Below are 26,024 nucleotides of genomic sequence, written 5' to 3'. Positions count from 1 at the left end.
AGGGGAAAAGATGATCGTCGTCGAAGACGTGCACAAGCATTTCGGCGGGTTTCATGCGGTGGACGGGGCATCGCTGGAAATCCAAAAGGGCTCGATCACCGGTCTGATTGGGCCGAACGGGGCCGGAAAAACCACTCTGTTCAACGTGATCGCGGGCGTTCTGCCGCCGACCAGCGGCAAGGTTCATATGGACGGTGAGGACATCACCGGCCTGCCCCCGCATGAGCTGTTCCACAAAGGCCTGCTGCGCACGTTCCAGATCGCGCATGAGTTTTCCTCGATGTCGTGCCGTGAAAACCTGATGATGGTGCCCGGCGCGCAATCGGGTGAATCGCTTTGGAACACATGGTTTGGGCGCAAACGCATCGCTGACGAGGAACGCGCGCTGCGCGCCAAGGCCGATGAGGTGCTTGAGTTCCTGACCATCGAACATCTGGCCGATCACAAGGCCGGTCAGGTCTCGGGCGGGCAGAAAAAACTGCTGGAACTGGGTCGCACCATGATGGTCGACGCCAAGATCGTCTTTCTGGACGAGGTTGGTGCAGGCGTGAACCGTACCCTGCTGATGACCATCGCCGACACGATCCTGCGCCTGAACAAGGAACGCGGCTATACCTTCGTGGTTATTGAGCATGACATGGATTTCATCGGCAAAATCTGCGACCCGGTCATCTGTATGGCTGAGGGCAAGGTGCTGGCCGAAGGTACCTTGGATGAGATCAAAGCGAATGAGCACGTGATCGAAGCCTATCTAGGCACCGGCCTGAAGAACAAAGACAAGCTGGAGGCCGGGGCGTGAGCGACAATCCTTATCACGACGACAAGGGCAACAAGGACGCCTCGATTACCAATACGCATGGTGTCGGCACCATGACCCCCGCCCATCGCAAAAGCGGTGAAACGCATAAGGTCGAGGGCGGCCCCTTCCTGATCGGCGACACGATGACGGGCGGTTACGGCAAAGGGCCGGATATCCTGCACGACTGCACCATCGCCGTCGACAAAGGCGAGATTGCGGTGATCGTCGGCCCTAATGGCGCGGGCAAATCGACCGCGATGAAGGCTGTATTCGGCATGCTAGACGTCCGCGCCGGAGCCGTTCGACTGGATGGCGAAGACATCACCAAACTGTCGCCGCAGGACCGTGTGATCAAGGGCATGGGCTTTGTTCCGCAGACGTCGAACATCTTCACCTCAATGACGGTGGAGGAGAACCTCGAGATGGGCGCTTTCATCCGCCGCGACGATATTTCGGGAACGATGGAGCAGGTCTATGACCTTTTCCCCATCTTGCGCGATAAACGCAATCAGGCAGCCGGAGAGCTATCGGGCGGCCAACGCCAACAGGTCGCCGTGGGCCGCGCGCTGATGACTCAGCCCAAGGTGCTGATGCTGGACGAACCCACCGCCGGGGTCTCGCCCATCGTGATGGATGAGCTGTTCGACCGGATCATCGAAGTTTCGCGCACCGGGCTGCCGATCCTGATGGTCGAACAGAACGCCCGTCAGGCGCTGGAGATCGCGGACAAGGGATATGTGCTGGTTCAGGGGCGGAACGCCTATACCGGCACGGGCAAGGAACTGCTGGCCGATCCCGAAGTGCGCAAGAGCTTCTTGGGGGGGTGAGGATGCGATTTTCATTCACGCTGCTAATTGCGTGGCTTCTCCAATCTTCCACCCTTTTTGCTGCCTTGGATCAAACAGGATATCGCGCAAACTGCACTATTTATTCCGCGTGTGAGGACGAAGTTTGTGTGGGCGTAACAGTGCCACTTTACTCTCTTACTCTGATCCGTGAAGGAGAAGCATACTTTCTGATAGGCAATGCAAGCGAGCGTCGAAAACTCGGGCTTTTCGAAGACCCGATCAATGCAACAAGTTACCTTAACGAGAACCCAAGACCTGATTTTTCGACCGTCGTGATACCAAACAATGAAATCGCCGATGGTTTTGGCCTGAACTTTATCCCACTAGTTCGCAGTAGAGACCTTGTTGTCATGTCTAATCGGATCACGAAATTTACTTGTACCACTATTGGAGATGGGCTGTACTAATGGACTTCCTCAACGCCCTTGTGGCGCTCTCCAACTTCGTTCTTGTTCCCGCAATCGCCTATGGCAGCCAGTTGGCGCTGGGGGCGCTGGGGGTGACACTGATCTATGGCATCCTGCGGTTCTCGAATTTTGCTCATGGCGACACAATGGCCTTTGGCGCGATGATTGCTGTATTGGTAACTTGGGGTCTGCAAGCGGCAGGCGTCAGTTTCGGGCCGCTGCCGACCGCTCTGCTTGCCCTGCCCTTTGCCATACTGGGCTGTATCGTTCTGGTTCTGGTCACCGACCGACTGGTTTACAGGTTCTACCGCGAACAAAAGGCCAAGCCGGTCATTCTGGTAATCGTGTCGATGGGCGTGATGTTCATCATGAACGGGATCGTGCGATTCATCATCGGTCCTGATGATCAACGCTTCTCGGACGGCGCGCGGTTCATCGTCTCGGCTCGTGACTTCAAAGCGATGACCGGGCTACGTGAAGGGCTGGCGATCAAGACCTCTCAGGGCATTACCGTGGTTGTTGCGGTTGTCGCCGTGGTGCTGTTGTTCTGGTTCTTGAACAAGACACGCACCGGCAAGTCGATGCGCGCCTATTCCGATAACGAGGATTTGGCGCTGCTGTCCGGCATCAACCCAGAACGCGTGGTGATGATCACATGGATCATTGTCGCGGCGCTGGCGACTACGGCGGGTGTGCTCTATGGTCTCGACAAAAGCTTCAAACCCTTCGTCTATTTCCAGCTTCTGCTGCCGATCTTCGCCTCGGCCATTGTCGGCGGTCTTGGCAACCCGATTGGTGCCATCGCGGGCGGGTTCATCATCGCGTTTTCCGAAGTCACCATCACCTATGCGTGGAAAAAGGTGCTGACCTATCTAGCACCCGAAGGTCTAGAGCCCTCGGGCCTCGTCCAGTTCCTATCCACCGATTACAAATTCGCCGTCAGTTTCGTGATCCTGCTGATCGTGCTTCTGTTTAAGCCCACGGGCCTGTTCAAGGGGAAAGCGGTATGACCGAGTCCGTCAAAAACACGCTGCTTTTCATTGCGGTCGGCTCTCTGATCCTGCTGACAGGATTCACGCAAAGCTGGAACTCGGCCATTTTGATCCTGAACATGGGGCTGATCTCGGCGATCATGGCGATCGGGGTGAACCTGCAATGGGGCTTTGCGGGCCTGTTCAATGTAGGCGTCATGGGATTTGTCGCGCTGGGCGGATTGGCTGTGGTACTGATCTCAACCCCGCCCACGCCGGGCGCTTGGTCGGCCGGGGGGTACGGTATTCTGCTAGCCCTGCTTTTGGGTGCCGCGACAGTGGTCGCAGCCGTGCTTGTCGCCACGCGAATGCCAAAGGGACGGATGCAAACCCTGTCTATCATCGGTATTCTCATCGCCGGGTTCTTTATCTATCGCGCGGTGTTCGATCCCAGCATCGCCGCGGTCGAGGCGATTGATCCCGCAGTCGCAGGCAATATCGGCGGTTTGAACCTGCCGGTTCTGTTGGCATGGCCTGCGGGCGGCTTGCTGGCAGCGGGCGCGGCCTGGTTGATCGGGAAAACTGCGCTGGGCCTGCGGTCAGACTATCTGGCGATTGCGACGCTGGGTATCGCCGAGATCATCATCGCCGTCATGAAGAACGAAGACTGGCTGGCTCGTGGCGTCAAGAATGTCTACGGCATCCCGCGCCCCGCCCCAGTGGTGGGTTATGAGGTCGAGTTGCAGGCCGATCCCGGCTTTATCGCCCGCGCCGAATGGCTGGGGCTTGATCCCGTCACGGCCTCGACCCTTTCGGTCAAGCTGGGCTATTCGTTGCTGTTCACAATCGTCCTGCTGGCGCTGCTATGGATGGCGCAAATGGCGCTAAAAAGCCCATGGGGTCGGATGATGCGCGCCATTCGCGACAACGAAGTCGCGGCCGAAGCAATGGGCAAGGACGTCACCCGCCGCCACTTGCAAATCTTCGTTTTGGGGTCGGCGATCTGCGGCATTGCTGGCGCGATGATGACCACGCTTGACGGCCAGTTGACGCCCGGCACCTACAATCCGCTGCGGTTTACATTCCTTGTTTGGGTCATGGTAATTGTCGGCGGGTCCGGCAACAATTTTGGCGCAGTTCTGGGGGCTTTCCTGATCTGGTTCCTGTGGGTCCAGGTCGAGCCGATTGGCTTGTGGATGATGAACCTGATTACGGCAGGAATGCCGGACGGCAGCGCGCTTAAGGCACACCTGATTGAAAGTGCCGCTCATATGCGGCTGTTCACTATGGGTCTGATCCTTCTCATCGTGCTCAGGTTCAGCCCACGAGGATTGATACCCGAAAAATAGACTGACCCAAGGTTAAGTTTCAAACCGCGCCAAGTGTTTGGCGCGGTTTGTTGATTTCAGCGTATCGCTTGTTTACACGATAGGTGACCGCAGTGCTTCAGGCCGGTGTTCCTCTCACCCTGGATAACGCGGACGGCCTGATGAGTATGAAAAGAGTTCACATGAAAACCTTGATCACCAAAACAGTTCTTTTTCTACCGCTTGTCGCAGGTTTGTCGGGATGTATTCCGTCACCCGAAGACGTCGAAAGCGCACCGGTGAAAGTTCAAACCCCCAAGGGCGAAGTCACCTGCCAGCTTTATCGCCTGGACCGGGTAATCTGGGATCGCGCCACTGACTTCCCGGCTGACAAGATGTCGGTGCCAGAGGCGGACGCCTACTGTAAGCAGGAAGGCCAGCGCCGCCTGAAGTGATCCGGCTGGCTGCGCGCTGAACCAAATTGGTCCGGCGCGCAGCCCCTAATTGTTTTTAAACAATCCACCAAGGATACCGCGAACAATGCGGCGTCCGGTGGTGCCTTTCAGCTCTTTGATGACCGCCTCGCTCATCGCCGACGTAAACGTATCCCTTTTGCGGGTTACGCGGGACGAGGACCGCCCCACCCTGCTGCCGGAATAGCGTCGCGCTGTCGAAAATTCACGTTCGGCCACGGATTGAGTTTCTTCGTGTTCTTCGGCCTCAGCAGCGGCTGCGGCGGCGGCCGAAGCACGGGATTTCAAAATCTCGAAGGCGGACTCTCGGTCTTGCAGCGCATCATATTTTGCTTTCATCGGGGACGTATCCATCACGGCCTGACGCTCGGCCGCAGTCACCGGGCCAAGCTGCGAGCCCGGCGGTCTGATCAAAGTACGTTCGACAATACCCGGCACGCCCTTTTTCTGAAGCATCGAAGTAACGGCTTCGCCAACCCCGACTTCACGGATTGCGGCCTCGGTATCAAAATCCGGGTTCTCGCGATATGTCTCGGCTGCAAGGCGCAGGTTCTTTCTGTCCCGCGCCGTAAAAGCGCGCAGTGCATGCTGAATACGGTTTCCGAGCTGACCCAGAATATCTTCTGGGATATCTGCGGGGTTCTGAGAAATGAAATAAACACCAACCCCCTTCGAACGGATCAGGCGCGCAACCTGTTCGACCTTGTCCACCAAAACTTTTGGGGCGTCTTCAAAAAGCAGGTGCGCCTCATCAAAGAAAAACACCAGCTTTGGCTTATCCGGATCGCCGACTTCGGGCAGTTCTTCGAACAATTCACTAAGCAGCCACAAAAGGAACGTCGCATAAAGACGCGGCGCACCCATCAGCTTGTCCGAGACAAGGATATTCACGACGCCCTGCCCGTTTTCGTCAACGCGCATCAAATCCGCAAGTTCCAAAGCAGGCTCGCCGAACAGGTTAGTGCCACCTTGGTTTTCAAGAACCAAGAGGCGTCGCTGAATGGCCCCTATCGAAGCCGTCGAGACATTGCCAAAGCGTAAGGACAACTGGGTTCGATTTTCACCGATCCACACCAGCAGCGATTGCAAATCCTTAAGGTCCAGCAGCGGCAACCCTTCTTCGTCCGCCACACGAAAGGCGATGTTCAAAATACCTTCCTGTGCCTCGCTCAGATCCATTAGACGAGAAAGAAGAAGCGGTCCCATCTCAGTTACGGTTGTACGGACGGGGTGCCCTTGTTTGCCAAACAGATCCCAAAAGGCGACAGGGCACGCCGCATAAGAATAATCTGTGAAGCCAATTCTTTCGGCGCGTTCGTGAAAAGACTTGTGCAGTTTATGCGCTTCACTACCCGCCTTGGCCAACCCGGACAGATCACCCTTAACATCGGACAAAAACACCGGAACACCTGCCTGCGAAAATCCCTCGGCAAGAATTTGCAATGTCACCGTTTTTCCGGTTCCAGTCGCACCAGCGATCAATCCATGCCGATTGGCATATTTCAACGTCAATGATTGAGGCTGGCCATACTCGTCACCCGCGCCACCCAAAAAAATACCATTTTCCATATGATTATGGTCCCAATATCCACCGATCTGACGGCAGCATACAAATTTAATATTTAACTGCGATAGTCTATTCGTTGTCTCCGCAGTGAGAGGTGCGAGGCAACGATCTTCCTCCCTGTCGACTGGCCGCGCTTTCGGGCGCGGCTTTTTTTTAAGATTGCGGCCTATGTCATTAAATTTTCAGGTTTGCAGTTGACCGATGCGCTCCCCTCTCGTAACGTCTGCGCATAACTAAGTCGGCCAGTCCGACGGGGAGAAAATTCAGTTGAAGGGAGCCGCTCCACCGGCTCCCTTCTTCGTTGGAAAAAGCCCCGAAAATCGCGGCAAACCGGCAAGATTCCGATCACTTCCCTGCATTTTGAAAGCTTAGTGCCTGACACCCTGCCACAAGGATGTTAGACCGGGCAAAAAGCTTAACCAATCTGCCGAGGCGTTCATGTTCAAGAAACTTCTCTCACTAAACATTGTTGGCGCCGTGCTTCTATCAGGCGCGGTTGCTGCTCAGGAAACTCAATCCGGTGAATCCCAACCGGCGCAGGCAGACAGCGGTCTTGATCTGGGTCAGCCCGGGCCGCGCGTCGGCGAACAGTTCATCAAGGAAAAGTCAGGCGACTGGGAGGTTTCCTGCATCAAGGCCGAAGAGGGCAATGACCCCTGCGCCTTGGTCCAGATCCTGAACGGTCAGCAGGGTGAACCTATTGCCGAAGTCACCATTGGTAAATTGCCCGCTGGTGGAGCTGCCGCTGCATGGGCCAGTGTGATCGTTCCCCTTGAAACCCTGCTTCAGGCGCAGCTTGCCCTGTCAATCGACGGAGCACCGCGCAAACTCTACAATTACCACCACTGTGTTCCTGTCGGCTGCGTTGCCCAACTTGGGTTGAGCCAAGGCGATGTCGACGCAATGAAAGCAGGCAGCAAAGCGGTTCTGTCGCTGGTTCCGGCCCGTTTTCCGGATCAGGTTCTGTCAATGGACATGTCGCTTGCGGGATTCACGTCGGGGTTTGACAGCCTGACGGCACAGCAAAACTAAGAACGGCAGACAAAGGCGGCTGAAGAAATAGTCGCCTTTCTTTTCCGCCCGACGTGCTTAGACACGTTTCAGCGCCAAAACCGCATTCAGGCCGCCAAAGGCAAACGCATTGCTCAGCGCCACATCCACTTTGGCATCACGCGCGTCATTTGGCACCACGTCCAAGGCGCACTCGGGATCAGGTTCTTCATAGCCTATGGTTGGCGCGATCAACCCGTCGCGCAAAGCCATTATGCAGGCCAGCAACTCAACAGCTCCGGTTCCTCCAATCAAGTGACCGTGCATCGACTTGGTGGACGAGATCATCAACTCGTCCGCATGCGGCCCAAAGACATCAGCAACGGCAGCACATTCGGTTTTGTCGTTGGCTGCCGTCCCCGTGCCGTGCGCATTGATATAACCAACCTGATCTGCGTTCAGACCCGCATCGGACAACGCACCAGACATGGCCCGCGCCGCGCCCTGCTTGCTGGGCATTACGATATCCGATGCATCGGATGACATAGCGAAGCCGACGACCTCGCACAATATGTCCGCACCACGGGCGCGCGCGTGTTCATATTCCTCGAACACAAAAACTCCAGCGCCTTCACCCTGAACCATTCCATTCCGGTTCGCGCTGAACGGGCGGCAGGCGTCCTTGGACATGACGCGCAGTCCCTCCCACGCTTTGACGCCGCCAAAGCAGAGCATGGATTCCGAACCACCGGTCAGCATCGTTGGCGCAGCGCCGCTGCGCACCATCTGAAATGCTAGCGCCATAGCGTGGTTCGAGGACGCACAGGCCGTCGAAACAGTAAAGCTTGGCCCCTTGAGGTTATGTTCCATCGACACATGGCTGGCAGCAGCATTATTCATCAATTTGGGCACGACGAACGGGTGAACCCGGTTCTTTCCATCCTCATAGACAGAGCGATAATTGTCGTCCCACGTCGAAACGCCCCCTCCGGCCGTGCCCAGCACAACACCGGACCGCGCGGCCAGATCACCGTGAAACTCGATACCGGATTGTTCGATTGCTTCCTTAGCAGCCGTCAGCGTGAACTGCGTGAACCGATCGTACAGGGTCATTTGCTGTCGGTTAAACCGGCCCTCGGCCTCGAACCCCCGGACCTGACCACCGATTTTGATGGCCAACCTCTCAACGTCGCGGAACTCCAGTTCGGAAATCCCACAGCGGCCCTCACGCATTGCTTCAAGTGTGGCGGGAACGGAGTGGCCCAGCGAATTGATCGTCCCGGCCCCGGTAATGACAACGCGTTTCATGATCTTGTGTCAGACCTTTTCCGACACAAGTTTTTCGATGCCGGAAATGATCGCTGCCACGTTCGAGATGTCGAAATCACTTGCCGTGGGTTCGTTGGCATTGAATGGAACGGTGATATCGAACTCTTCCTCGATGGCGAAAATGCTTTCCACCAGACCAAGGCTGTCGATTCCAAGATCCTCGAGCGTACTTTCGGGCGTCACATCCGAAGGTTCCAACACGGCCTGTTCGGCGATGATGGCGATGACGCGTTCGGTGATGCTCATGTCGAACCTCTGATTGTCCCGTTGAGGGTGATTTAATCGTTCGGAGCCTGTTTGAAAACAGCCTTTTTGAGCGCCTCTACGTCACGCGCCATGCGTGGAAGGCGGCGCTGGGCTTTGTACATGTCCGTATGCGTTTCCATCTTTACGCCCGGATACCCCATAATCACACGCCCGGCCGGCACATTGGAAAGGATTTTCGTACCCCCACCTGCGATCACACCGTCGCCGATAAAAATGTTATCGGCCACACCGGTTTGACCGCCAAGAACCACGTTATTGCCGATCTCGACCGAACCTGAGACGCCTGTTTGTCCGCACAGTAGGCAATCTTTACCAACACGCGTGTTGTGGCCGACATGCACTAGATTATCCAATTTCGAGCCATCACCGATATACGTGTTTCGGATTGTGCCGTTATCGACCGTGCAATTTGCGCCGACTTCGACATCGTCCCCGATTTCAACCGCGCCAAGCGAGTGGATACGCAACCAACTTTGCGCCCGCGCATCGCCCTGGTCACCCAACGTTTTACGCACGTTTTCTACGCCTGACACCTCGGGCGTAACAAAGCTAAACCCGTCGCCACCAATCCGGGCACCCGGTTGCGCAATGAAACGATGGCCGATTTGGGCTCGGGCGCCGATGCTGACCATCTCGCGCAGCAACGCGTTCTCACCCAAGACGGCATCCATTCCGATCACACAATGCGCGCCAATCACGGCCCCTTTGCCGATCTTTGCGCGCGCGCCAATCACCGCCAATGGACCAATCGAAACGCCGTCGGCCAATTCTGCCGTTGGGTCAACCACCGCCGAGGGGTGAATGCCAGGCGCAACACCCTGCCCCGGATCAAGCATCGAAGTGATCCCGGCCATGGCCATTCTGGGACGAGCAACAAAAATAGCAGCCTTCAGGCCCAATGCCCGCCAATCGGCCCCTGCCCACAGAACCGCCGCCTGCGCGTTCCCCGCACCAAGAGCGTCGGCATATTTTGGCGACATGGCCATTGCCAAATCCAAAGGGCCCGCATCACCGGGTTCTGCTGCGCGCTCAATGGCAAGATCACCTTCGCCCTGGTATTCAGCACCCAGGGCTTCGGCGATTTGTAGAATTGTGTACTGCATGTCGGGCTTCCCGGAACTAGGACTTAACCCGGTGATTACCCCTGAACGTCCGGCAGGGCTACCCCTGCTTTCTGGAGCGCCTCCCAGATTTTCCGGTCGCGGTCGTAGACATCACGCCGATACTGCACCTCACCCTTCGGGCCGATATAGGCCGTTCGATAGATCAGATGAACCGGCACGTGTTGCTCCAACGGCACCGTGGTCTCTTTTCCGGTGGCAAGAATGCGATGGAAGAACGCCTTGGGGTCTTCTTCCTGTTTGGCCAGAAGCGCATAGGCAAACTCGAACGGTTGAGCCAGACGAATACACCCGTGCGAGAACGCCCGAACCTCACGCGCGAACAGAGATTTCTGAGGCGTATCATGCAGATAGATATTGTATTGATTTGGGAACATGAACTTTACCAGCCCCAAAGCGTTACTTTGGCTCGGCGGCTGTCGCATGGCAAACGGAAAGTTGCGAGCGTTGAATTGGGTAAAGTCCACGGCCCCCCGGTTCACTTGCCGACCACTGCGGTCGGTGATGTGAATATGCCCAACAGCATTAGGGTTGGACTGCAGCTTTGGCAGGTATTCCTTGGTGATAATCGAACGTGGCACGTACCAACTGGGGTTGATAACCATATGCTCCATTTCGTCCGAAAATTCAGGGCTGCGCCGATCATGAGTGTTCTTACCGATCACCGTCCGGGTTTCGAATGAGACCAAGCCATCATCAACAATCTTGGCAGAAAAATCCGCCTGATTGACAAGGATATGCCGCGCGCCCCGCTCTTTCGGCAACCAGCGTTCACGCTCGAGCGCCACATATACGGACTTCAGGCGGTCAGATGCCGTCCGGTTCAACTCTGAGATTGTTCCTTGACCGGCCACCCCATCCGCAGCAAGGCCATGATCGGATTGAAACCTCTTTACAGCATCCAGCAACGCATCGTCGAATTCAGGGCTTGCCGTGGACTTCAAATACCCCATGGAAATCAGACGATTGCGCAGTTTAATTACATTCGGCCCCGTGTCACCGTATTCCAGCTTATCCGAGGGAACGCCCGCCCCCCAGCCGCCTTGTCGAATAAGGTTTTCAAGCGCGATCTTCTGCTTCATCAGCGCGCGGTACTGTGCGTTTTGCGGGGTAAGCAGATCAAAATACGCGGCATCGTGATCCACCAAGCCCTGCAGATGCTGGGCGGCTGTCCGGCGTTCGACCTTGCGCACCAGCCCGTCGTCAATCTGGGATGGGCGTAAGGCGCCTGAGTACATGTCATTGGCGTAGGCGACGAAAGCACGGCTCAGCGACATTTCGACCGCACCTAGATCGCGCTGGGTTTGCGCGTCCTGCATCTGAGCCAGCAAACCCTGCACGTCGTAAGCGCCCTGTGGCAAACCGTGCATGTCAACGCTGGACAGTGCGCGGATCAAACCTGACCTGCGTGCCTGATGTGCGGCCGAATTGCCAACCCAAACCGGAGAAAACCCGTTAGAGCGGTAAAAATCGGACATTCCAGAGCCTGAGGGCAGAAATTCGGCAACGGACATCTGAAACGCGGTCGCGGGTTTGGAATCGGTGTTCGCCATCGCCGCAGACGCCGCAATGCAGGCTGCGAATATGAAACCAGATGGCGCACGTAAAAATGCTCGCATGGGATGACCCTGATTATTCAATAACTTGGACGCTTTTTCAGTTCACGTCGAACAAATATGATTGCGGGTCAGACCGCTTGTCCATTCACAAATGCATCACTTCAAATCTTCTTTTTGGCCGTGATGCGCGTTTGCATCGTCAAGGGACCAGCATAACCCATCTGCTTAAAGACTATACCGAAATGCATCATCTGCGCAAAAAACTGCCGAAAATTCCCCCTTGAATAGATGAGTATGAAAGACTTCTTGGCGGTCTTTCGCGTCTGTGCCATAAATTCGGCATCTGGGATGGGAAAAAATTAAGAACGCGCGCGTAACATCGTGTGCAGGCAGGAACAGTACGGGACGAAACTATAATGACTACGAGCAGTACTTCGGGCTTGACCCGGCGTGCCCTATTGGGCGCATTCGCAGCTACGGCAGTTGTCGCGGCACCGACTTATTCCAATGCAGCAGGATTTCTCCGCGGCGGTGGCGACATTCGCCGTATTCGCATGTATTCGGGTCGCACCGGTGAACGGATCGACATGATCTACTGGGTCGACGGCAAATACATCAAGGATGCCGTCAAGGAAGTGAACCACTTCATGCGTGATTGGCGCACCGATCAGGTCAAACCTATGGATCTGCGCACCATCGACATCATGGCTGCCTCTCACAATCTCCTGAATGTTGACGAGCCTTATATGCTGCTGTCGGGCTATCGCTCGCCGCAGACAAACGCGATGTTGCGGTCACGGTCGCGTCGCGTTGCCAAGAACTCATTGCACATGAAAGGTCAGGCTGCTGACCTGCGCCTATCGTCCCGTTCAGTCTCGCAAATGGCCAAGGCCGCAATGTCCTGCCGGGCCGGTGGTGTTGGCAAATATTCCCGCTCGAATTTCGTCCACATGGATTGCGGTGAAATCCGAAGCTGGGGCGGCTAATAACAACCCACCCCCCAAAACACAGAGCGCCCACGGGCGCTTTTTGTTTTTCTGGAAGGTCTGACGACGGGCGCAATACCGACAAATGCAGAATTGCGACGTCAGGATAGATAAACTGATCGGATGATTATGGCGCACCTGAGAGGATTCGAACCTCTGGCCTCTGCCTTCGGAGGGCAGCGCTCTATCCAGCTGAGCTACAGGTGCGTTGGTCGTTAGCTAACCTTGATCCGATCCGGGTGCAACTGCAAATCGCCCCATAGCGCCGGCATCTACGCAAACAAATCATGCGCCAGTTCAAGCGCGTCGACCAGCGTATCGACCTCATCCGTCGTGTTGTAAAGACCAAAGCTCGCGCGGCAAGTTGCGGTAACACCAAAGAAATCCATCAGTGGCCCCGCGCAATGATGACCGGCGCGGACCGCGACGCCCTTCTTGTCCAGAATGGTGGACACATCATGCGCATGTCCGGCCCCATCAAGCGTGAAGCTAAAGATCGCGGCCTTGTCCGGACGCATGCCTTGAACCTGAAGCCAATTGAGACCAGCAAGTTTCTCAAACGCATAATCGCGCAGCCCCGCCTCATGCGCGGCAATGTTCTCCATACCTAGATCCATCATGTAATCCAGCGCGACACCTAGCCCGATGGTCTGAACTATGCCGGGGGTACCGGCCTCGAACTTCATGGGAGGGTCGTTATAGATCACCTGATCTTTGCTGACTTCTTTGATCATGTCGCCACCGCCGATAAAGGGGCGCATCTCGGCCATGCGCTCGGATTTGATGTAGATCGCACCCGAACCGGACGGACCATACAGCTTATGCCCCGTGATCGCATAGAAGTCGCAGCCGATTTCCTGCACGTTCACCGGCATGTGTACGGCGCCCTGACTTCCGTCCACCAGCACTGGAACGCCCTTGGCGTGTGCGCCTTCGGTAATTGCCTTTACGTCGACAACTGTGCCAAGAACATTCGAACACTGTGTTACGGCAACCAGCTTGGTCTTGGGGCCGATCGCGTCAATAACCGCTTGCGGGTCCAGCCCGCCGTCCGGATCAATGTCGACCCATTTCAGGACAACGCCCTGCCGCTCGCGCAGGAAGTGCCAGGGAACGATGTTGGCATGGTGCTCCATGACGCTCAGGACGATTTCATCACCGGCCTCGAGACGCGGCATCGCCCAGCCATAGGCTACAAGGTTAATTCCCTCAGTCGTGCCAGAATTCAAAACGACTTCGTTTTCATCTTGGGCGCCAAGGAACCGCGCGATGGTGCCACGAACGGATTCGTATTTCTCGGTCGCGAGGTTCGACAGATAATGCAAACCGCGATGAACATTTGAATATTCTTCGGCATACGCCCGCGTCACCGCATCAATCACGACCTGAGGTTTCTGCGCCGAAGCGCCATTGTCCAGATAGGTTAGCGGCTTTCCATTCACCTCTCGGGACAGGATCGGGAAGTCAGAGCGGATTTTCTGCACATCATACATGGTATTTTCTTTCCTACACCGGACCACTGGGTGTCAGCACAAGGACAAATGGCAATGCAACCAAAGCCGACAACACAATGACCCCAAAGGATTTGAGGAGTGAGCCGAACTTATGCGCTTCGTTCAGGAAATGCAGTGTGACGTAAAGGCTTAGTATCGCCGTCGCCAGCATCAACATGACCATAAAGAAGGGCACGACCAGTGACACCAGCAGAGTCACAGTAAGCGCGACAATTTGAAGAAACTGCAACCAAACGGACAGAATCATGATGTCTTCAAATGAGGCGGTACCACCCATGAACTTTCCAATGAACAGGAAGGCCGCGATACTCAGCAGCATGGCACCCGCCGATCGCACAAGGTTCAAAAGCACCGGTTCAGGTTCCAACACGCCCTGTCCCTGCGGAACTACGATAAGTTGGTCGATTCCAACCTGAACGAGTCCATTCAGAACAACCGCCAGGAAAAAGGCCAACCATAAAACCTCGCGCCCCGGACGCAGTGACAGCAAGCGGCGGGCGGCTTCGGCTGGATTGGTTACGGTGAGAACCGCAAGATGGCTGAGAGAGGCACTATTCATTCTGAGAACCCCTGCGCTTGCCGCAAACCGGACATCCAAAACCACAGAAATACCGCGACCCAGATCAGGCCGACCGCTGAAAGCGTTGGCCCCGGCCCAATAAATCCCGCAACCAGCCCATTTAGCAGAACCAGCGGCGTCGATGACAATAGAGCCCAGAACAGCGCGACCCGCGCGCCATAGGCCGAACCTTTGCCGCCAATCAAACGCGCTGCGCCGTACGATATGAACGCCAGCAAATAAAAGAAGAGAGGCAGGATAATCACCGTACCCAAAAGCGCACCGCCCATGAGCATGTTCAACTCAAGCCCTTCAAGATGCGCGCGTCGGGACAGGCTGGGTAGTTGCGCAATGAAGGCCACGACACAAAACGCCATGACAAAGACCAAAGCGCGATCTTCACGTTGCCCCAATTCGAGAAGCCGGCGCACGACACGGCCCGGCCCTCGATATGTGGCCACAATATCGGACGTAACCGGCATCAGCTATGTCGCGACAACCAGCCTTCCAGCTGGCTCACGATCGCTTCAGCCAAGGCTTCATCCTCGATCTCGTCCACGGCCTCGGCCAGAAACGCCAACGTCAGCATGTTGGTCGCGTCTTTGGTCGGAACTCCGCGCGAGCGCAGGTAGAAAAGAGCCGTTTCGTCGATCGCGCCCGAAGTCGAGCCATGCGAGCATGCAACGTCGTCGGCATAGATCTCAAGCTCGGGTTTGGCGAGAAACTGGCTGTCATCGTCCAACAGCAACGATTGGCTGATCTGATACCCGTCAGTTTTCTGCGCGCCCTCTTTCACAAGGATCTTGCCCTGGAAAACGCCGGTAGCGCCGTTGCGCAAAACCTTCTTGAACACCTGACGGCTTTCGCAGTTCACCGCGTCATGGGTGACAAAAACCGTATCATCGTGGTGAAAATCACCGTCGCCAACACAAGCACCCGCCACATGCGCCACGGCGTCATCGCCGGTCAGTTCGATGACTTGCTCGTTGCGGGTCAGCACTCCGTTCACGGTCAGTGTAAAGGACTTGTAGACCGACTCCTTACCCAAACGGGTGAACATATGGGTGGCGGCCCGACGCTCATGGTCCCGGCCTTGTGCGCGTACATGGTGCAGAACGCCTTCATCGGCGATGTCGATTTCCATGCATTTGTTGAAACGCGACGCGGCTGGCCCATTCTCAAGAATGGTCACTTCTGCTCCGGATTCCACGCGAATGATATGATGCAACATCGCATCCGAGGTTTCCGACGCGTGCCGATAAATAAAGCTGATCGGCTTCGAGGGCTTCCCAGTCACATGAATCGCTATACCGTCTGCGGCAAATGCCGTATTTAACGCAGCAAGCGGACGCTGCACCGGAGTCTGCCCACGTGCTTCCAGAACGCCATACAGTTCTTTTGCCCAGTGGATGTCTTTGCAGCAGATGTCTTCGATCCGATCAATCGTGATGCCTTCCAGCTCAAGATCATCCGACTCTTCGGGACTAAAAACACCGTCCACGAACACGATTTTCAAGCGGTCAAACTCGCTGAACAGCATCGCCTCATCAGGGTGGAACAAGGCAGCAGTGGGCGCCTCGGCCGAGACCAGCGTATCGGGGCGTGTATATTTCCAATACTCATCACGCCGCCCCGGCAGACCCATTTCAAGAACCCGCGCCAGCGCATCTTCGCGCGCGGCGCGCGTGCAACCAGCGTCGGGCATAACCAGATTGGCCAGGCGCGCCTCGGTTGCGGTTTGTTTCACTTCGGGCAGCGCCATCAGTTCACCTCGGCCAGAATGTCAGCGTAACCGTTGTTTTCAACCTCAAGCGCCAGATCAGGACCGCCGGTCTTGACGATCTTACCATCTGCCATGATGTGCACGACATCCGGTTTGATATGATCCAACAGACGCTGATAGTGCGTGATTACCAGGAACCCACGACCTTCGTCGCGCAGCGCGTTCACGCCTTCTGCGACCAGTTTCATCGCGTCGACATCAAGACCCGAATCCGTTTCATCCAGGATGCACATCTTGGGCTCAAGCATCGCCATTTGCAGGATCTCGTTACGCTTTTTCTCACCGCCCGAGAAGCCGACATTGACGGGGCGTTTCAGCATGTCCGCGTCGATCTTCAAGGATTTCGCCTTGGCGCGAACCTCTTTCAGGAAATCAGCGGCCGACAGTTCGTCTTCGCCGCGTGCTTTGCGTTGTGCATTCACAGCGGTGCGCAGGAAGGTCATGTTGCCAACGCCCGGAATTTCGACCGGGTATTGGAAGGCCAAGAAAACACCGGCGGCGGCGCGTTCCTCGGGCTCCATCTCCAGCAGGTCCTCACCATCCAACGTGGCTGACCCATTTGTGACTTCGTATCCGTCCCTACCCGACAGCACATAGCTGAGCGTCGATTTACCTGAGCCATTCGGCCCCATGATCGCATGCACTTTTCCCGCCTCGACGGTAAGGTCGACACCTTTGAGGATTTGCTTTTCCTCTTCCTCGAGTTTCACGTGCAGGTTTTTGATTTCCAGCATTTTTTGACCCTTTAGCATATCGCAAGGGACCACCCGGCCCCGATAAATTCAGATTTCAAGAGAGAGTTCAGGGTTACCCGACAGAACCTTCAAGGCTGATCGCAACCAATTGCTGCGCTTCCATGGCAAACTCCATCGGCAGCGCCTGCAGGACGTCCTTGCAGAACCCATTGACAACCAGCGCCACGGCCTCTTCCTCGTCCATGCCGCGTTGACGGCAATAGAAAAGCTGATCGTCATCCACCTTGGATGTCGTTGCCTCATGCTCAACCCGGCTCGAGTTGTTCTTAACCTCGATATACGGCACCGTATGCGCCCCGCATTTGTCGCCAATCAGCAGGCTGTCACACTGGGTATAGTTCCGGCTGTTCTTGGCCTTGGGATGCATCGAGACCAGCCCACGGTAGGTGTTTTGCGCCTTACCCGCACTGATGCCTTTGGACACGATCCGCGACTTGGTGTTCTTGCCAAGGTGAACCATCTTGGTGCCGGTATCGGCCTGCTGGTAGTTGTTCGTGATCGCGATCGAATAGAACTCACCCTGGCTTTCCTCACCACGCAGGATGCAGGACGGGTATTTCCACGTCACAGCCGAACCGGTTTCAACCTGCGTCCACATCACCTTGGAGCGATCCCCCCGGCAATCGGCGCGTTTGGTCACGAAGTTATAGATACCGCCCTTGCCGTTCTCATCCCCGGGGAACCAGTTCTGAACGGTCGAGTATTTCACCTCGGCGTCTTCCTCGATGATGATCTCAACCACAGCGGCGTGCAGTTGCGCGGTATCGCGCTGCGGCGCGGTGCAGCCTTCCAAATAGGACACATACGATCCCTTGTCGGCGATGATCAGCGTCCGCTCAAACTGACCGGTGTTTTCCGCGTTAATGCGGAAATAGGTGCTCAGCTCCATCGGGCAGCGCACACCCGGCGGGATGTAGACGAACGAGCCATCCGAGAACACGGCCGAATTCAGCGTGGCGTAGAAGTTGTCCGAGACCGGAACCACTGACCCAAGGTATTTCTTGACCAGTTCGGGGTGCTCGCGGATCGCCTCGGAAATCGAACAAAAGATCACACCGGCTTTCTTCAATTCGGCCTGAAATGTTGTTCCGACGGACACCGAATCAAACACCGCGTCCACGGCAACCTTGCGACCTTCGGCGGGCGCATCCTCGGCCCCCTCGACGCCAGCCAGAATCATCTGTTCTTTCAGCGGAATACCCAGCTTTTCATAAGTGGCCAACAGCTTGGGATCGACCTCGTCCAGCGACTTGGGCTTTTCTTCCATCGACTTTGGCCGGGCATAGTAATACTGGTCCTGAAAGTCGATCTTGGGATAGTTGACCATCGCCCAGTCCGGCTCTTCGATCTGTGTCCAGCGCTCGAACGCAGCCAGACGCCACTCGGTCATCCACTCGGGCTCTTCGTTCTTTTCCGAGATCAGACGGACGATATCGGGGTTCACGCCCTTGGGCGCATACTCCATCTCGATATCAGTGTCCCAACCGTATTTATAGGTTCCGACCTCGCGTACCGCGTCCACGGTTTCCTGATCGACACCCTCTTTTACCTGGGTATGGTCCAAAGCGGCCATAAGTCACCCTCCGTCAGATCACGCGGCCCGCGCGCGATGTTTCTTTTCTTTTGCCAGCCACGTTTCCGCGAAACGCAGCACATCTTCTTCCGTTGTCTGATGTCCAAGCGACACGCGCACTGCGCTGGATGCCACCTCCTCATCAAAACCCATTGCAGTCAAAACCGCGCTTGCCCGGACCTTGCCGCTGGAGCAGGCCGAGCCAGCACTGACCGCAAACCCTGATAAATCCATCTGCATGACCTGCGTCTCGCCTTTCCAGCCGGGAGTGGCAAAACACAGCGTGTTCGGCAGGCGATCCTGACCATTCCCGATAAAAATAGTAGTTTTAGAACCAGCCTCAAGAGCCATTTCTAGAATATTTCTAAATTCTTCAACCTGCGCCCAAACCCCATTGGCCAGATCGCGCGCAGCCGCCTCAGCCGCCGCTCCGAAACCCGCGATTCCAATGACATTTTCGGTGCCGGACCGACGCCCCATTTCCTGTCCGCCGCCCTTTATTCGGGCGGCCAGATCAGTTCCACGCTTCATTACGACTGCGCCAACCCCTTTTGGCCCACCCAGTTTGTGCGCCGAGATCAACGCCATTTGTACGTCCAGCCAGTTGAACGCCACGGGCAATTTTCCAAACGCCTGCGTCGCATCCGTTACTGCCAGACCCGCAGGCAAAGACTGGATGATCCCCGTCTCGGAATTAGCAAGCTGCAAGGTGGCGTTTTGCGGCTCTGGTACATTGACCAGTCCGTTTTCGGAAACTGTAAGGTCTTCCTGTATCCAGGCCCTGACCGCATCATGCTCAATCCCGGCTCCATGCAAGCCGCGGCCCTCCAACGCCAGCGCCGCACCTTCGGTCGACCCAGAGGTAAAAACGATATCGGCACCATCCGCCCCAAACGCCGCAGCAACCTGGGCGCGCGCCCGCTCAATCAGCGCCTTGGCCGCACGCCCTTCCGCATGGACCGACGACGGATTGCCACACAAATCCATTGCCGCCAGCATAGCATCCCGTGCTTCGGGCCGCAGAGGAGCTGTCGCGTTATGATCCAGATTAACGCGATTCATGGATGCACCTTTAACGGCTCATCATGTCGTATGATTGCCCTGAATGCGCAATTTATCATTTCAGTCGTCCACGACCGAAAATAGATTTGGAACTGCCGGGCAAGGCGCCAGATCATTTTTGATGACGTCAGAAAGACGGGTCTGATGCAAAAAGACATAGACATGTGCGCTCAGACCTTCCCACAACCTGTTGGTCAAGGATTGCGCGCGACTGCCAGAGGATCCGCCTGACGCTCCTGCGCCCTTTTGCAGCGCATCCACAGTCTCATCAACCGCAGCCAAAACTTCGACAATACGGATTTCCGAAGCGGGTCGCGCCAGCCGATAGCCACCACCCGGCCCTCTGACTGACGACACCAGATTGGCGCGACGCAGTTTGACGAACAATTGTTCGAGATAAGCTAAGGAAATGTCCTGTCTTTCCGAGATTTCGCCCAACGTCACCAGCCCGTCGGGCGGTTGAAGTGCGATATCAGCCAAAGCGACCATCGCATAACGACCTTTGGTCGACAGCTTCATTTTCTTTCCCTCTTGGCTGACATCGCGCGAAAACATTGACGCCGCCGCTGCCAGTGCGTATCTCCGACTGACAGCGCCAAAGCGCGCAGCATTACAATTAGAACCGTTCTAAGGTGCCTGACGATAACAGTCAAGTATAGACAGGCACCCAGAAGAAAAAGACAGGACCGACGCACACATGCCCGAGGTGATTTTTCCCGGACCAGAAGGCCGCCTGGAAGGCCGTTACCACCCGCAAAAGGAAAAAGACGCACCGATCGCCATCGTGCTGCACCCGCATCCTCAATTCGGCGGGACCATGAACAACAAGGTGGTCTATAATCTTCACTATGCGTTCTACAACATGGGCTTCACCGTTCTGCGGTTCAATTTCCGTGGAGTGGGCCGCAGCCAGGGCGAGTATGATCAAGGCGTCGGTGAACTGAGCGATGCCGCCTCGGCGCTGGATTACCTGCAGTCGATGAACAACAACTCGAAACACTGCTGGGTGGCCGGATTCTCGTTCGGTGCGTGGATCGGTATGCAACTGCTGATGCGTCGTCCTGAAATCACCGGCTTTATTAGTGTATCGCCCCCGGCCAACATGTACGATTTTTCGTTCCTGGCCCCCTGCCCCTCGTCCGGGCTGATCATCAACGGTTCCGCAGACCGTGTTGCACCACCTGCAGACACAACATCGCTGGTCAACAAACTGCACGAGCAAAAGGGCATCACCATCACCCATAACGAGGTTGAAGGCGCTGACCACTTTTTCCAGGATCGCCACATGGACACCCTGATCACCGATGTCAGCGACTATGTGAAACGCCGGCTGACCGAGACCACGCGCTGATGTCTGACACGCTCAACTCGCTTGCGGCGAAACTGGCCGAAGACACGTTGAAAGTCATGGATGAAACCGGTGACGATCGCTTCTTTGTCCAGGTCGGCGACTTGCTGGGCGCATCCTCTCAGACATTGGAAGAGGCATTTCTGACGGAAATCCGGGTGCGATTGGCCGAACGCAAGGCGCGACAGTTCGTCATCAAGCGCCTGTCGGAACACCGCAAGCAAGTAAAAGCGATTGAAAAGCAATGACTGACAGGCTGTCCGCGCAAGTTGAGTTCCTGAATCGCGCGGACAAACTGAAATCGGTTGATCGCGCCAACGCATTGTTGGATCAGTCCCGTGCCGAAAATGCGGCCGAGCATAGCTGGCAATTAGCTCTTTGGGCCTTGGTCATGCAGCCTTTGGCTAGCGATGACGTTGATATCGACCGCGTCATACGAATGCTTCTGCTGCATGATCTGGTTGAGATCATAGTCGGCGATCATCCGATCCACCTAGAGACAGACTGGCAGGCCGTTGAGCGCGCGGAACAAGCAGCGGCAGCAGAGTTGTTCGGGCTGCTTCCTGACGATCAGTCGCAGTCGTTCCTGTCGCTATGGCAAGAATTTGAGGCGGACACATCCGCAGACGCCCGTTTCGCCAAGATCCTTGACCGGTGCCAACCCATGTTCCAGGTACTGTACGCGCCGAAACCGCGCTCTGACCATTTGGACGTCGTCCGCGACAACCTGAACGGCGGACGTGCGGCTTATCTGGAAACAGACTTCCCCGAAGCGTTCCGGCTTGCCCGTGCAATGCTGGAAAACACGGATGGCCAAGACACACCGTTTGCAAGACGTCTTCCTTTCCTAACCGAGTCTGACCAGCTCAAATCCGTGTCACGGGCGTCGCGGCTATTGTCCGGAGAGCGGTTCGAAAACTCTGCGGAGCATTCCTGGCACATCATGCTGTTTGCGTGGGTGTTGTCCGAGTACGCCGACCCGGATGTATCAATCGACCGGGTCCTCAAAATGCTCTTATTGCACGACATCGTCGAAATTGACGCCGGTGATCATCCAATCCACGGTCAGGTAGACCACGCCGCCCAGGAAGCCGAGGAACAGGCTGCGGCGACCCGGTTGTTCGGAATGCTCCCGCCTGAGCAGAACATGAAGTTTTATGCACTTTGGCAGGAGTTCGAAGCCGCGGAGACGACAGATGCATGTTTTGCCAAAGCGATTGACCGGTTTCAAACCCCGATCGGAAATCTGGAAACCGGTGGCGGATCGTGGGTGGATTACAACGTGACCTTTGCCCAGATCGAAAGCCGCGTCGGCAAACCTATTTCGCGGGGCGCCCCAAAACTGTGGTCATGGCTGCGCCCCCAACTGGATAGGTATTTTTCAGAAACGCTGGCCGAATAACGAAAGAAGGGGCGCAAATGCCCCTTCTCCCCGCAACCGGCGGGCGCTTAGACCCGAGCACCATTTAACCATTCAACATTGTCGGCCACACTGTCGTTTACTTCCCCTCCGTCAGTCAGCCGCCCCAGCGCCACAATCAAAGCCGATACAGCAATGACAGAAATTGCAAATTTCGTCATGAAAATTACTCATAAAATACAACCTTCTAACACCTCCCGAATGCCACAAATTTGCGTGTCTAAACAGTAAGGTAAACCGGACCTTCAACGGAGTTTCTTGCTCTTTCCCCCTCGAAAAACCTGATCATCCAAAAAGGTCTTGCAGTGATCAGAAAAACCGTGCTCAACAACGCTTGGTTCAATCATATCGAGACCTACCGTGCCCAAAGCCTATTTGATCCTTCTTCTGGCAGTAATTGCTGAAACCGTTGGGACAAAGTCATTGCAAGCCAGCCAGCAATTCAGCCGATTCTGGCCATCAGTACTTGTTGTTGTGGGCTATGGCATCGCGTTCTATCTGCTGGGTCTGACGTTGAAGTACATGCCAGTCGGAATCGTTTACGCGATTTGGTCCGGTCTTGGCATCTTTCTGATTGCGATCATCGGGTTTATTGTCTTCGGCCAAAAGCTGGACTGGCCAGCCGTACTCGGACTGACAATGATATTGACCGGAATCTTTGTCATTCATCCTTTTTCAAAAACCGCTGGCCACTGATCGCCGGTTAGGGCTGGTCTATTTGGTCAAACCACGTTATGCGCGCGGCAACTTCCCGTTCAAAGGCTGACCTCTCATGGACCTGCGCAATATCGCAATCATCGCTCACGTGGACCACGGCAAGACGACCCTGGTGGATGAGCTGCTCAAACAATCCGGCGCGTTCCGGGAAAATCAGGCCGTGGCGGAACGCGCCATGGACAGCAACGATCTGGAGCGCGAGCGCGGGATCACCATCCTGGCCAAGGCAACTTCGGTCGAATGGAAAGGCACGCGCATCAACATCGTCGACACCCCCGGCCACGCCGATTTCGGCGGCGAGGTTGAGCGAATCCTGTCGATGGTCGACGGTGTGGTTCTGCTGGTCGATGCCGCCGAAGGCCCGATGCCGCAGACCAAGTTCGTGACCTCCAAGGCGCTGGCGCTGGGCTTGCGTCCAATCGTGGTGCTGAACAAGGTAGACAAACCCGACGCTGAACCCGACCGGGCGCTGGACGAATGCTTCGACCTGTTCGCCAATCTCGGCGCTGATGATGACCAGTTGGACTTCCCGGCGATGTACGCCTCGGGCCGATCCGGCTGGGCGGATATGGAGCTAGACGGTCCGCGCAAGGACCTGACCGCCTTGTTCGACCTGATCGTCGATCACGTCCCTGCCCCCAAACAGGCCGACAAGAAAGACGAGCCGTTTCGTATGCTGGCAACGACGCTGGGCAGCGACCCGTTCATCGGCCGAATCCTGACCGGCCGCGTCGAGAGCGGCACACTGAAAGCGGGCGACAGCCTAAAGGCGCTCAGCCGCGATGGCACGCTGATCGAGAACTTCCGCGCATCGAAAATCCTGGCCTTCCGTGGTCTGGCGCAACAACCGATCGACGTAGCCGAGGCCGGTGACATCGTCACCATCGCTGGCATGAGCAAAGCGACCGTTGCGGATTCTCTGGTATCCCCGCAGGTTGAAGAGGCCCTGCCCGCCCAACCCATCGACCCGCCGACCATCACAGTGACCTTTGGCATCAACGACTCGCCTCTGGCCGGTCGTGACGGAAAAAAGGTTCAGTCCCGCGTGATCCGCGACCGTCTGATGAAAGAGGCCGAATCGAACGTCGCCATCCGCATCACCGATACGCCCGGCGGCGAAGCGTTCGAGGTCGCAGGCCGTGGCGAATTGCAAATGGGCGTTCTGATCGAAAACATGCGTCGCGAAGGGTTCGAACTCAGCATCTCGCGCCCACAGGTTCTGTTCCGCGAAGAAGACGGTCAGCGCATGGAACCCATCGAAGAAGTCACCATCGACGTCGACGACGAATTCTCGGGCGCTGTGATCGAGAAAGTCACCGGCGCGCGCAAAGGCGAGTTGGTGGAAATGCGCCCTGCAGGCGCCGGTAAGACCCGCATTATCGCGCATGTGCCGTCGCGGGGTCTGATCGGCTATCACGGCGAGTTTCTGACCGACACGCGCGGCACCGGCGTGCTGAACCGCGTGTTTCACGGCTGGGCGGCCCATAAAGGCCAAATACCCGGTCGTCGTGCAGGTGTTCTGATCTCGATGGAAAACGGACAGGCTGTCGCCTACGCCCTGTGGAACCTTGAGGAACGCGGTCGCATGTTCGTGGCTCCGCAGACCGATGTCTATCAGGGCATGGTGATCGGCGAACATTCCCGCGACAACGATCTGGAAGTGAACCCACTCAAGGGCAAAAAACTGACGAACGTGCGCGCTAGCGGGTCTGATGACGCGGTACGACTGACGCCGCATGTCCAGTTCTCGCTAGAAGAGGCGATTGCCTATATCGACGACGACGAACTTGTTGAGGTTACGCCCAACGCCATCCGGCTTCGCAAGCGCTATCTTGATCCGCATGAACGCAAGCGGATGGCCAAGTCTGCATAGGGTTTTCAGTGAATAACTTCACAACCCAAAAACAATGACATGAGTGTTGTATTTTTGATCCCCATTTGGGGACAATCGCACCCTAAAAGCCCACCCACCCGGTGGGCTTTTTCCTTGTTTAGAAACGACTTTCTACCTATGGGCGATTAAAATTAACTTTTCTTTTACCCTCACTTCTTGAAATTATGGCGAAGGATGGATGTATTTGTGGTCAAACTGTGACATCATTGTGTCCAGTAGTGACGTGTTAAAGAGTTCGAAGGAGTGACGCTATGCGCGTGAAATCCCGTTTGTTATCTGTGGTCTTTGTGTCCGCAACTTTCCCCTTTCTTTCGGTCGGGGCCGCTCAGGCCAACGAAATGTGCACGGTCAAAACCGCGCGGCAATCAGTGTCCACCGAAACACTTTGTAGTTGCCAGACGGTAGACGCCCGAATGCTGCGTTACATTCAGCGCCGGCCAGACTTTGACGACATTCTCGCGCGCACTTTAGAGGCCTGCCCCGCGTTCGCGGCTGTTCTGACTGATATTCCGACAGCGGCCATTGGCAATTCACAACGCTCCGGCGACGGGCCTGCAAATAACGATCCTAGTTTTCAAACTGCTTCTGACGATTCGGGCGGCGGCGGTACTGGTGGTGGATCTGGTGGCGGTAATGACGGTGGTTCCGGCGGCGGTTCTGGCGGCGGATCTAGTCCGTCACCGACTAGCGGCGCACCAGGTGGCGGTAATAACGACGACAGCGGCGATAACGGAAACGGTGACGATAACGGCGACGGAAACGGCGGCGATAACGG

General features: G+C 56.2%; 28 protein-coding genes and 1 tRNA gene. 14 read left to right on the top strand and 15 right to left on the bottom strand.

Annotated features, from left to right (window positions below; translation table 11 throughout):
• Positions 1-10 precede the first annotated feature (10 nt).
• From GOV88_RS13825 to GOV88_RS13800, 6 genes are all read left to right on the top strand, one after another.
• Positions 11-799 (top strand): ABC transporter ATP-binding protein, encoded by a 789-nt coding sequence (locus GOV88_RS13825; protein ID WP_171121450.1) that lies wholly within the window; start codon positions 11-13, stop codon positions 797-799.
• Positions 796-1,626: an ABC transporter ATP-binding protein gene (locus GOV88_RS13820; protein ID WP_170769848.1), complete on the top strand. Its 831-nt coding sequence runs from the start codon at positions 796-798 to the stop codon at positions 1,624-1,626. Before GOV88_RS13825 ends, GOV88_RS13820 begins: the two co-directional genes overlap by 4 nt.
• Positions 1,627-1,628: 2 nt before the next feature.
• Entirely contained in the window at positions 1,629-2,054 is a 426-nt protein-coding gene (locus GOV88_RS13815) for a hypothetical protein (RefSeq protein ID WP_171240800.1), read from the top strand.
• Positions 2,054-3,064, top strand: coding sequence for a branched-chain amino acid ABC transporter permease (locus GOV88_RS13810; protein ID WP_171211476.1), 1,011 nt, complete (start codon positions 2,054-2,056; stop codon positions 3,062-3,064). The genes GOV88_RS13815 and GOV88_RS13810 overlap by 1 nt, the downstream gene beginning before the upstream one ends.
• The gene (locus tag GOV88_RS13805; RefSeq protein ID WP_171121453.1) at positions 3,061-4,374 is read left to right on the top strand and encodes a branched-chain amino acid ABC transporter permease; all 1,314 of its coding nucleotides are present in this window, start codon (positions 3,061-3,063) and stop codon (positions 4,372-4,374) included. The genes GOV88_RS13810 and GOV88_RS13805 overlap by 4 nt, the downstream gene beginning before the upstream one ends.
• 140 nt (positions 4,375-4,514) lie before the next feature.
• Entirely contained in the window at positions 4,515-4,787 is a 273-nt protein-coding gene (locus tag GOV88_RS13800) for a hypothetical protein (RefSeq protein WP_254428763.1), read from the top strand.
• 45 nt (positions 4,788-4,832) lie between these two features.
• On the opposite strand, the gene GOV88_RS13795 is transcribed toward GOV88_RS13800, so the two are convergent.
• The gene (locus GOV88_RS13795; protein ID WP_171240799.1) at positions 4,833-6,374 is read right to left on the bottom strand and encodes a helicase HerA-like domain-containing protein; all 1,542 of its coding nucleotides are present in this window, start codon (positions 6,372-6,374) and stop codon (positions 4,833-4,835) included.
• A 436-nt stretch (positions 6,375-6,810) separates the two neighbouring features.
• Between GOV88_RS13795 and GOV88_RS13790 the strand changes: the two genes are divergently transcribed.
• Positions 6,811-7,404: an invasion associated locus B family protein gene (locus GOV88_RS13790; RefSeq protein WP_171240798.1), complete on the top strand. Its 594-nt coding sequence runs from the start codon at positions 6,811-6,813 to the stop codon at positions 7,402-7,404.
• 57 nt (positions 7,405-7,461) lie between these two features.
• Here GOV88_RS13790 and GOV88_RS13785 read toward each other — a convergent pair whose 3' ends face one another.
• The 4 genes from GOV88_RS13785 to GOV88_RS13770 are packed head-to-tail and all read right to left on the bottom strand — an operon-like array spanning position 7,462 to position 11,698.
• Positions 7,462-8,670, bottom strand: coding sequence for a beta-ketoacyl synthase (locus GOV88_RS13785; RefSeq protein WP_171240797.1), 1,209 nt, complete (start codon positions 8,668-8,670; stop codon positions 7,462-7,464).
• 9 nt (positions 8,671-8,679) lie between these two features.
• Complete coding sequence (locus GOV88_RS13780) at positions 8,680-8,937, bottom strand: acyl carrier protein (protein WP_171121457.1); 258 nt, start codon at positions 8,935-8,937, stop codon at positions 8,680-8,682.
• A 32-nt stretch (positions 8,938-8,969) separates the two neighbouring features.
• Positions 8,970-10,061 (bottom strand): UDP-3-O-(3-hydroxymyristoyl)glucosamine N-acyltransferase, encoded by a 1,092-nt coding sequence (lpxD, locus tag GOV88_RS13775; RefSeq protein WP_171240796.1) that lies wholly within the window; start codon positions 10,059-10,061, stop codon positions 8,970-8,972.
• A gap of 35 nt (positions 10,062-10,096) precedes the next feature.
• Complete coding sequence (locus tag GOV88_RS13770) at positions 10,097-11,698, bottom strand: murein L,D-transpeptidase (RefSeq protein ID WP_171121459.1); 1,602 nt, start codon at positions 11,696-11,698, stop codon at positions 10,097-10,099.
• Positions 11,699-12,054: 356 nt separating this feature from the next.
• Here GOV88_RS13770 and GOV88_RS13765 point away from each other — a divergent pair, with 356 nt between their 5' ends.
• A complete protein-coding gene (locus GOV88_RS13765; RefSeq protein ID WP_171121460.1) occupies positions 12,055-12,624 on the top strand; it encodes a DUF882 domain-containing protein in 570 nt (189 codons plus the stop codon).
• 130 nt (positions 12,625-12,754) lie between these two features.
• Here the strand turns inward: GOV88_RS13765 and GOV88_RS13760 are convergent.
• From GOV88_RS13760 to GOV88_RS13720, 9 genes are all read right to left on the bottom strand, one after another.
• A tRNA-Arg gene (locus GOV88_RS13760) sits at positions 12,755-12,831 on the bottom strand.
• 65 nt (positions 12,832-12,896) lie between these two features.
• The gene (locus GOV88_RS13755) at positions 12,897-14,117 is read right to left on the bottom strand and encodes a cysteine desulfurase (RefSeq protein ID WP_171121463.1); all 1,221 of its coding nucleotides are present in this window, start codon (positions 14,115-14,117) and stop codon (positions 12,897-12,899) included.
• Between the two features lie 13 nt (positions 14,118-14,130).
• Positions 14,131-14,697, bottom strand: coding sequence for a Yip1 family protein (locus GOV88_RS13750; RefSeq protein ID WP_171125001.1), 567 nt, complete (start codon positions 14,695-14,697; stop codon positions 14,131-14,133).
• A complete protein-coding gene (locus tag GOV88_RS13745) occupies positions 14,694-15,179 on the bottom strand; it encodes a YIP1 family protein (protein ID WP_171124999.1) in 486 nt (161 codons plus the stop codon). The genes GOV88_RS13750 and GOV88_RS13745 overlap by 4 nt, the downstream gene beginning before the upstream one ends.
• Positions 15,179-16,459 carry a SufD family Fe-S cluster assembly protein gene (locus GOV88_RS13740; RefSeq protein WP_171240795.1) on the bottom strand — a complete coding sequence of 427 codons (1,281 nt, stop codon included), beginning with the start codon at positions 16,457-16,459 and terminating at the stop codon, positions 15,179-15,181. The genes GOV88_RS13745 and GOV88_RS13740 overlap by 1 nt, the downstream gene beginning before the upstream one ends.
• On the bottom strand, positions 16,459-17,214 hold the full coding sequence (gene sufC / locus GOV88_RS13735; RefSeq protein WP_171121467.1) for a Fe-S cluster assembly ATPase SufC: 756 nt from the start codon (positions 17,212-17,214) through the stop codon (positions 16,459-16,461). Before sufC ends, GOV88_RS13740 begins: the two co-directional genes overlap by 1 nt.
• Before the next feature lie 73 nt (positions 17,215-17,287).
• Positions 17,288-18,808: a Fe-S cluster assembly protein SufB gene (gene sufB, locus GOV88_RS13730; protein WP_171240794.1), complete on the bottom strand. Its 1,521-nt coding sequence runs from the start codon at positions 18,806-18,808 to the stop codon at positions 17,288-17,290.
• 18 nt (positions 18,809-18,826) lie between these two features.
• Positions 18,827-19,870: a cysteine desulfurase family protein gene (locus tag GOV88_RS13725; RefSeq protein WP_171240793.1), complete on the bottom strand. Its 1,044-nt coding sequence runs from the start codon at positions 19,868-19,870 to the stop codon at positions 18,827-18,829.
• Between the two features lie 60 nt (positions 19,871-19,930).
• A complete protein-coding gene (locus GOV88_RS13720) occupies positions 19,931-20,389 on the bottom strand; it encodes an Rrf2 family transcriptional regulator (RefSeq protein WP_171240792.1) in 459 nt (152 codons plus the stop codon).
• A 178-nt stretch (positions 20,390-20,567) separates the two neighbouring features.
• On the opposite strand from GOV88_RS13720, the gene GOV88_RS13715 reads away from it, so the two are divergent.
• Genes GOV88_RS13715 through GOV88_RS13705 form a run of 3 tightly spaced genes read left to right on the top strand, consistent with a single transcriptional unit; the run spans position 20,568 to position 22,620 of the window.
• Positions 20,568-21,221: an alpha/beta hydrolase gene (locus GOV88_RS13715; RefSeq protein ID WP_170450609.1), complete on the top strand. Its 654-nt coding sequence runs from the start codon at positions 20,568-20,570 to the stop codon at positions 21,219-21,221.
• Positions 21,221-21,466, top strand: a complete 246-nt coding sequence (locus tag GOV88_RS13710; protein ID WP_171240791.1) for a hypothetical protein — start codon at positions 21,221-21,223, stop codon at positions 21,464-21,466. Before GOV88_RS13715 ends, GOV88_RS13710 begins: the two co-directional genes overlap by 1 nt.
• Positions 21,463-22,620, top strand: coding sequence for an HD domain-containing protein (locus tag GOV88_RS13705; protein ID WP_171240790.1), 1,158 nt, complete (start codon positions 21,463-21,465; stop codon positions 22,618-22,620). The genes GOV88_RS13710 and GOV88_RS13705 overlap by 4 nt, the downstream gene beginning before the upstream one ends.
• Positions 22,621-22,667: 47 nt before the next feature.
• Here the strand turns inward: GOV88_RS13705 and GOV88_RS20630 are convergent, their stop codons facing one another.
• Positions 22,668-22,799 (bottom strand): hypothetical protein, encoded by a 132-nt coding sequence (locus GOV88_RS20630; protein ID WP_256367684.1) that lies wholly within the window; start codon positions 22,797-22,799, stop codon positions 22,668-22,670.
• Between the two features lie 199 nt (positions 22,800-22,998).
• On the opposite strand from GOV88_RS20630, the gene GOV88_RS13700 reads away from it, so the two are divergent.
• From GOV88_RS13700 to GOV88_RS13690, 3 genes are all read left to right on the top strand, one after another.
• Positions 22,999-23,334, top strand: coding sequence for an SMR family transporter (locus GOV88_RS13700; RefSeq protein WP_171240789.1), 336 nt, complete (start codon positions 22,999-23,001; stop codon positions 23,332-23,334).
• Between the two features lie 76 nt (positions 23,335-23,410).
• Positions 23,411-25,228 carry a translational GTPase TypA gene (typA, locus tag GOV88_RS13695; RefSeq protein WP_171121474.1) on the top strand — a complete coding sequence of 606 codons (1,818 nt, stop codon included), beginning with the start codon at positions 23,411-23,413 and terminating at the stop codon, positions 25,226-25,228.
• A 272-nt stretch (positions 25,229-25,500) separates the two neighbouring features.
• The coding region (locus GOV88_RS13690) for a hypothetical protein (protein ID WP_171240788.1) at positions 25,501-26,024 on the top strand (524 nt) is incomplete at its 3' end.

The organism is Ruegeria sp. HKCCA5491 (assembly GCF_013034565.1).
Taxonomy (GTDB): Bacteria; Pseudomonadota; Alphaproteobacteria; order Rhodobacterales; family Rhodobacteraceae; genus Ruegeria.
This window is presented reverse-complemented; position numbering and strand designations above follow the sequence as displayed.

What these genes read in the sequence shown, in the direction of transcription:
- GOV88_RS13750 (WP_171125001.1), bottom strand. Translation starts at nt 14,697, where the DNA reads ATGAATAGTGCCTCTCTCAGCCATCTTGCGGTTCTCACCGTAACCAAT.
- GOV88_RS13790 (WP_171240798.1), top strand. Translation starts at nt 6,811, where the DNA reads ATGTTCAAGAAACTTCTCTCACTAAACATTGTTGGCGCCGTGCTTCTA.
- GOV88_RS13720 (WP_171240792.1), bottom strand. Translation starts at nt 20,389, where the DNA reads ATGAAGCTGTCGACCAAAGGTCGTTATGCGATGGTCGCTTTGGCTGAT.
- GOV88_RS13765 (WP_171121460.1), top strand. Translation starts at nt 12,055, where the DNA reads ATGACTACGAGCAGTACTTCGGGCTTGACCCGGCGTGCCCTATTGGGC.
- GOV88_RS13800 (WP_254428763.1), top strand. Translation starts at nt 4,515, where the DNA reads ATGAGTATGAAAAGAGTTCACATGAAAACCTTGATCACCAAAACAGTT.
- GOV88_RS13725 (WP_171240793.1), bottom strand. Translation starts at nt 19,870, where the DNA reads ATGAATCGCGTTAATCTGGATCATAACGCGACAGCTCCTCTGCGGCCC.
- GOV88_RS13805 (WP_171121453.1), top strand. Translation starts at nt 3,061, where the DNA reads ATGACCGAGTCCGTCAAAAACACGCTGCTTTTCATTGCGGTCGGCTCT.
- sufB (WP_171240794.1), bottom strand. Translation starts at nt 18,808, where the DNA reads ATGGCCGCTTTGGACCATACCCAGGTAAAAGAGGGTGTCGATCAGGAA.
- GOV88_RS13810 (WP_171211476.1), top strand. Translation starts at nt 2,054, where the DNA reads ATGGACTTCCTCAACGCCCTTGTGGCGCTCTCCAACTTCGTTCTTGTT.
- GOV88_RS13780 (WP_171121457.1), bottom strand. Translation starts at nt 8,937, where the DNA reads ATGAGCATCACCGAACGCGTCATCGCCATCATCGCCGAACAGGCCGTG.
- lpxD (WP_171240796.1), bottom strand. Translation starts at nt 10,061, where the DNA reads ATGCAGTACACAATTCTACAAATCGCCGAAGCCCTGGGTGCTGAATAC.
- GOV88_RS13705 (WP_171240790.1), top strand. Translation starts at nt 21,463, where the DNA reads ATGACTGACAGGCTGTCCGCGCAAGTTGAGTTCCTGAATCGCGCGGAC.
- GOV88_RS20630 (WP_256367684.1), bottom strand. Translation starts at nt 22,799, where the DNA reads ATGACGAAATTTGCAATTTCTGTCATTGCTGTATCGGCTTTGATTGTG.
- GOV88_RS13795 (WP_171240799.1), bottom strand. Translation starts at nt 6,374, where the DNA reads ATGGAAAATGGTATTTTTTTGGGTGGCGCGGGTGACGAGTATGGCCAG.
- GOV88_RS13755 (WP_171121463.1), bottom strand. Translation starts at nt 14,117, where the DNA reads ATGTATGATGTGCAGAAAATCCGCTCTGACTTCCCGATCCTGTCCCGA.
- typA (WP_171121474.1), top strand. Translation starts at nt 23,411, where the DNA reads ATGGACCTGCGCAATATCGCAATCATCGCTCACGTGGACCACGGCAAG.
- GOV88_RS13770 (WP_171121459.1), bottom strand. Translation starts at nt 11,698, where the DNA reads ATGCGAGCATTTTTACGTGCGCCATCTGGTTTCATATTCGCAGCCTGC.
- sufC (WP_171121467.1), bottom strand. Translation starts at nt 17,214, where the DNA reads ATGCTGGAAATCAAAAACCTGCACGTGAAACTCGAGGAAGAGGAAAAG.
- GOV88_RS13815 (WP_171240800.1), top strand. Translation starts at nt 1,629, where the DNA reads ATGCGATTTTCATTCACGCTGCTAATTGCGTGGCTTCTCCAATCTTCC.
- GOV88_RS13825 (WP_171121450.1), top strand. Translation starts at nt 11, where the DNA reads ATGATCGTCGTCGAAGACGTGCACAAGCATTTCGGCGGGTTTCATGCG.
- GOV88_RS13740 (WP_171240795.1), bottom strand. Translation starts at nt 16,459, where the DNA reads ATGGCGCTGCCCGAAGTGAAACAAACCGCAACCGAGGCGCGCCTGGCC.
- GOV88_RS13710 (WP_171240791.1), top strand. Translation starts at nt 21,221, where the DNA reads ATGTCTGACACGCTCAACTCGCTTGCGGCGAAACTGGCCGAAGACACG.
- GOV88_RS13745 (WP_171124999.1), bottom strand. Translation starts at nt 15,179, where the DNA reads ATGCCGGTTACGTCCGATATTGTGGCCACATATCGAGGGCCGGGCCGT.
- GOV88_RS13715 (WP_170450609.1), top strand. Translation starts at nt 20,568, where the DNA reads ATGCCCGAGGTGATTTTTCCCGGACCAGAAGGCCGCCTGGAAGGCCGT.
- GOV88_RS13785 (WP_171240797.1), bottom strand. Translation starts at nt 8,670, where the DNA reads ATGAAACGCGTTGTCATTACCGGGGCCGGGACGATCAATTCGCTGGGC.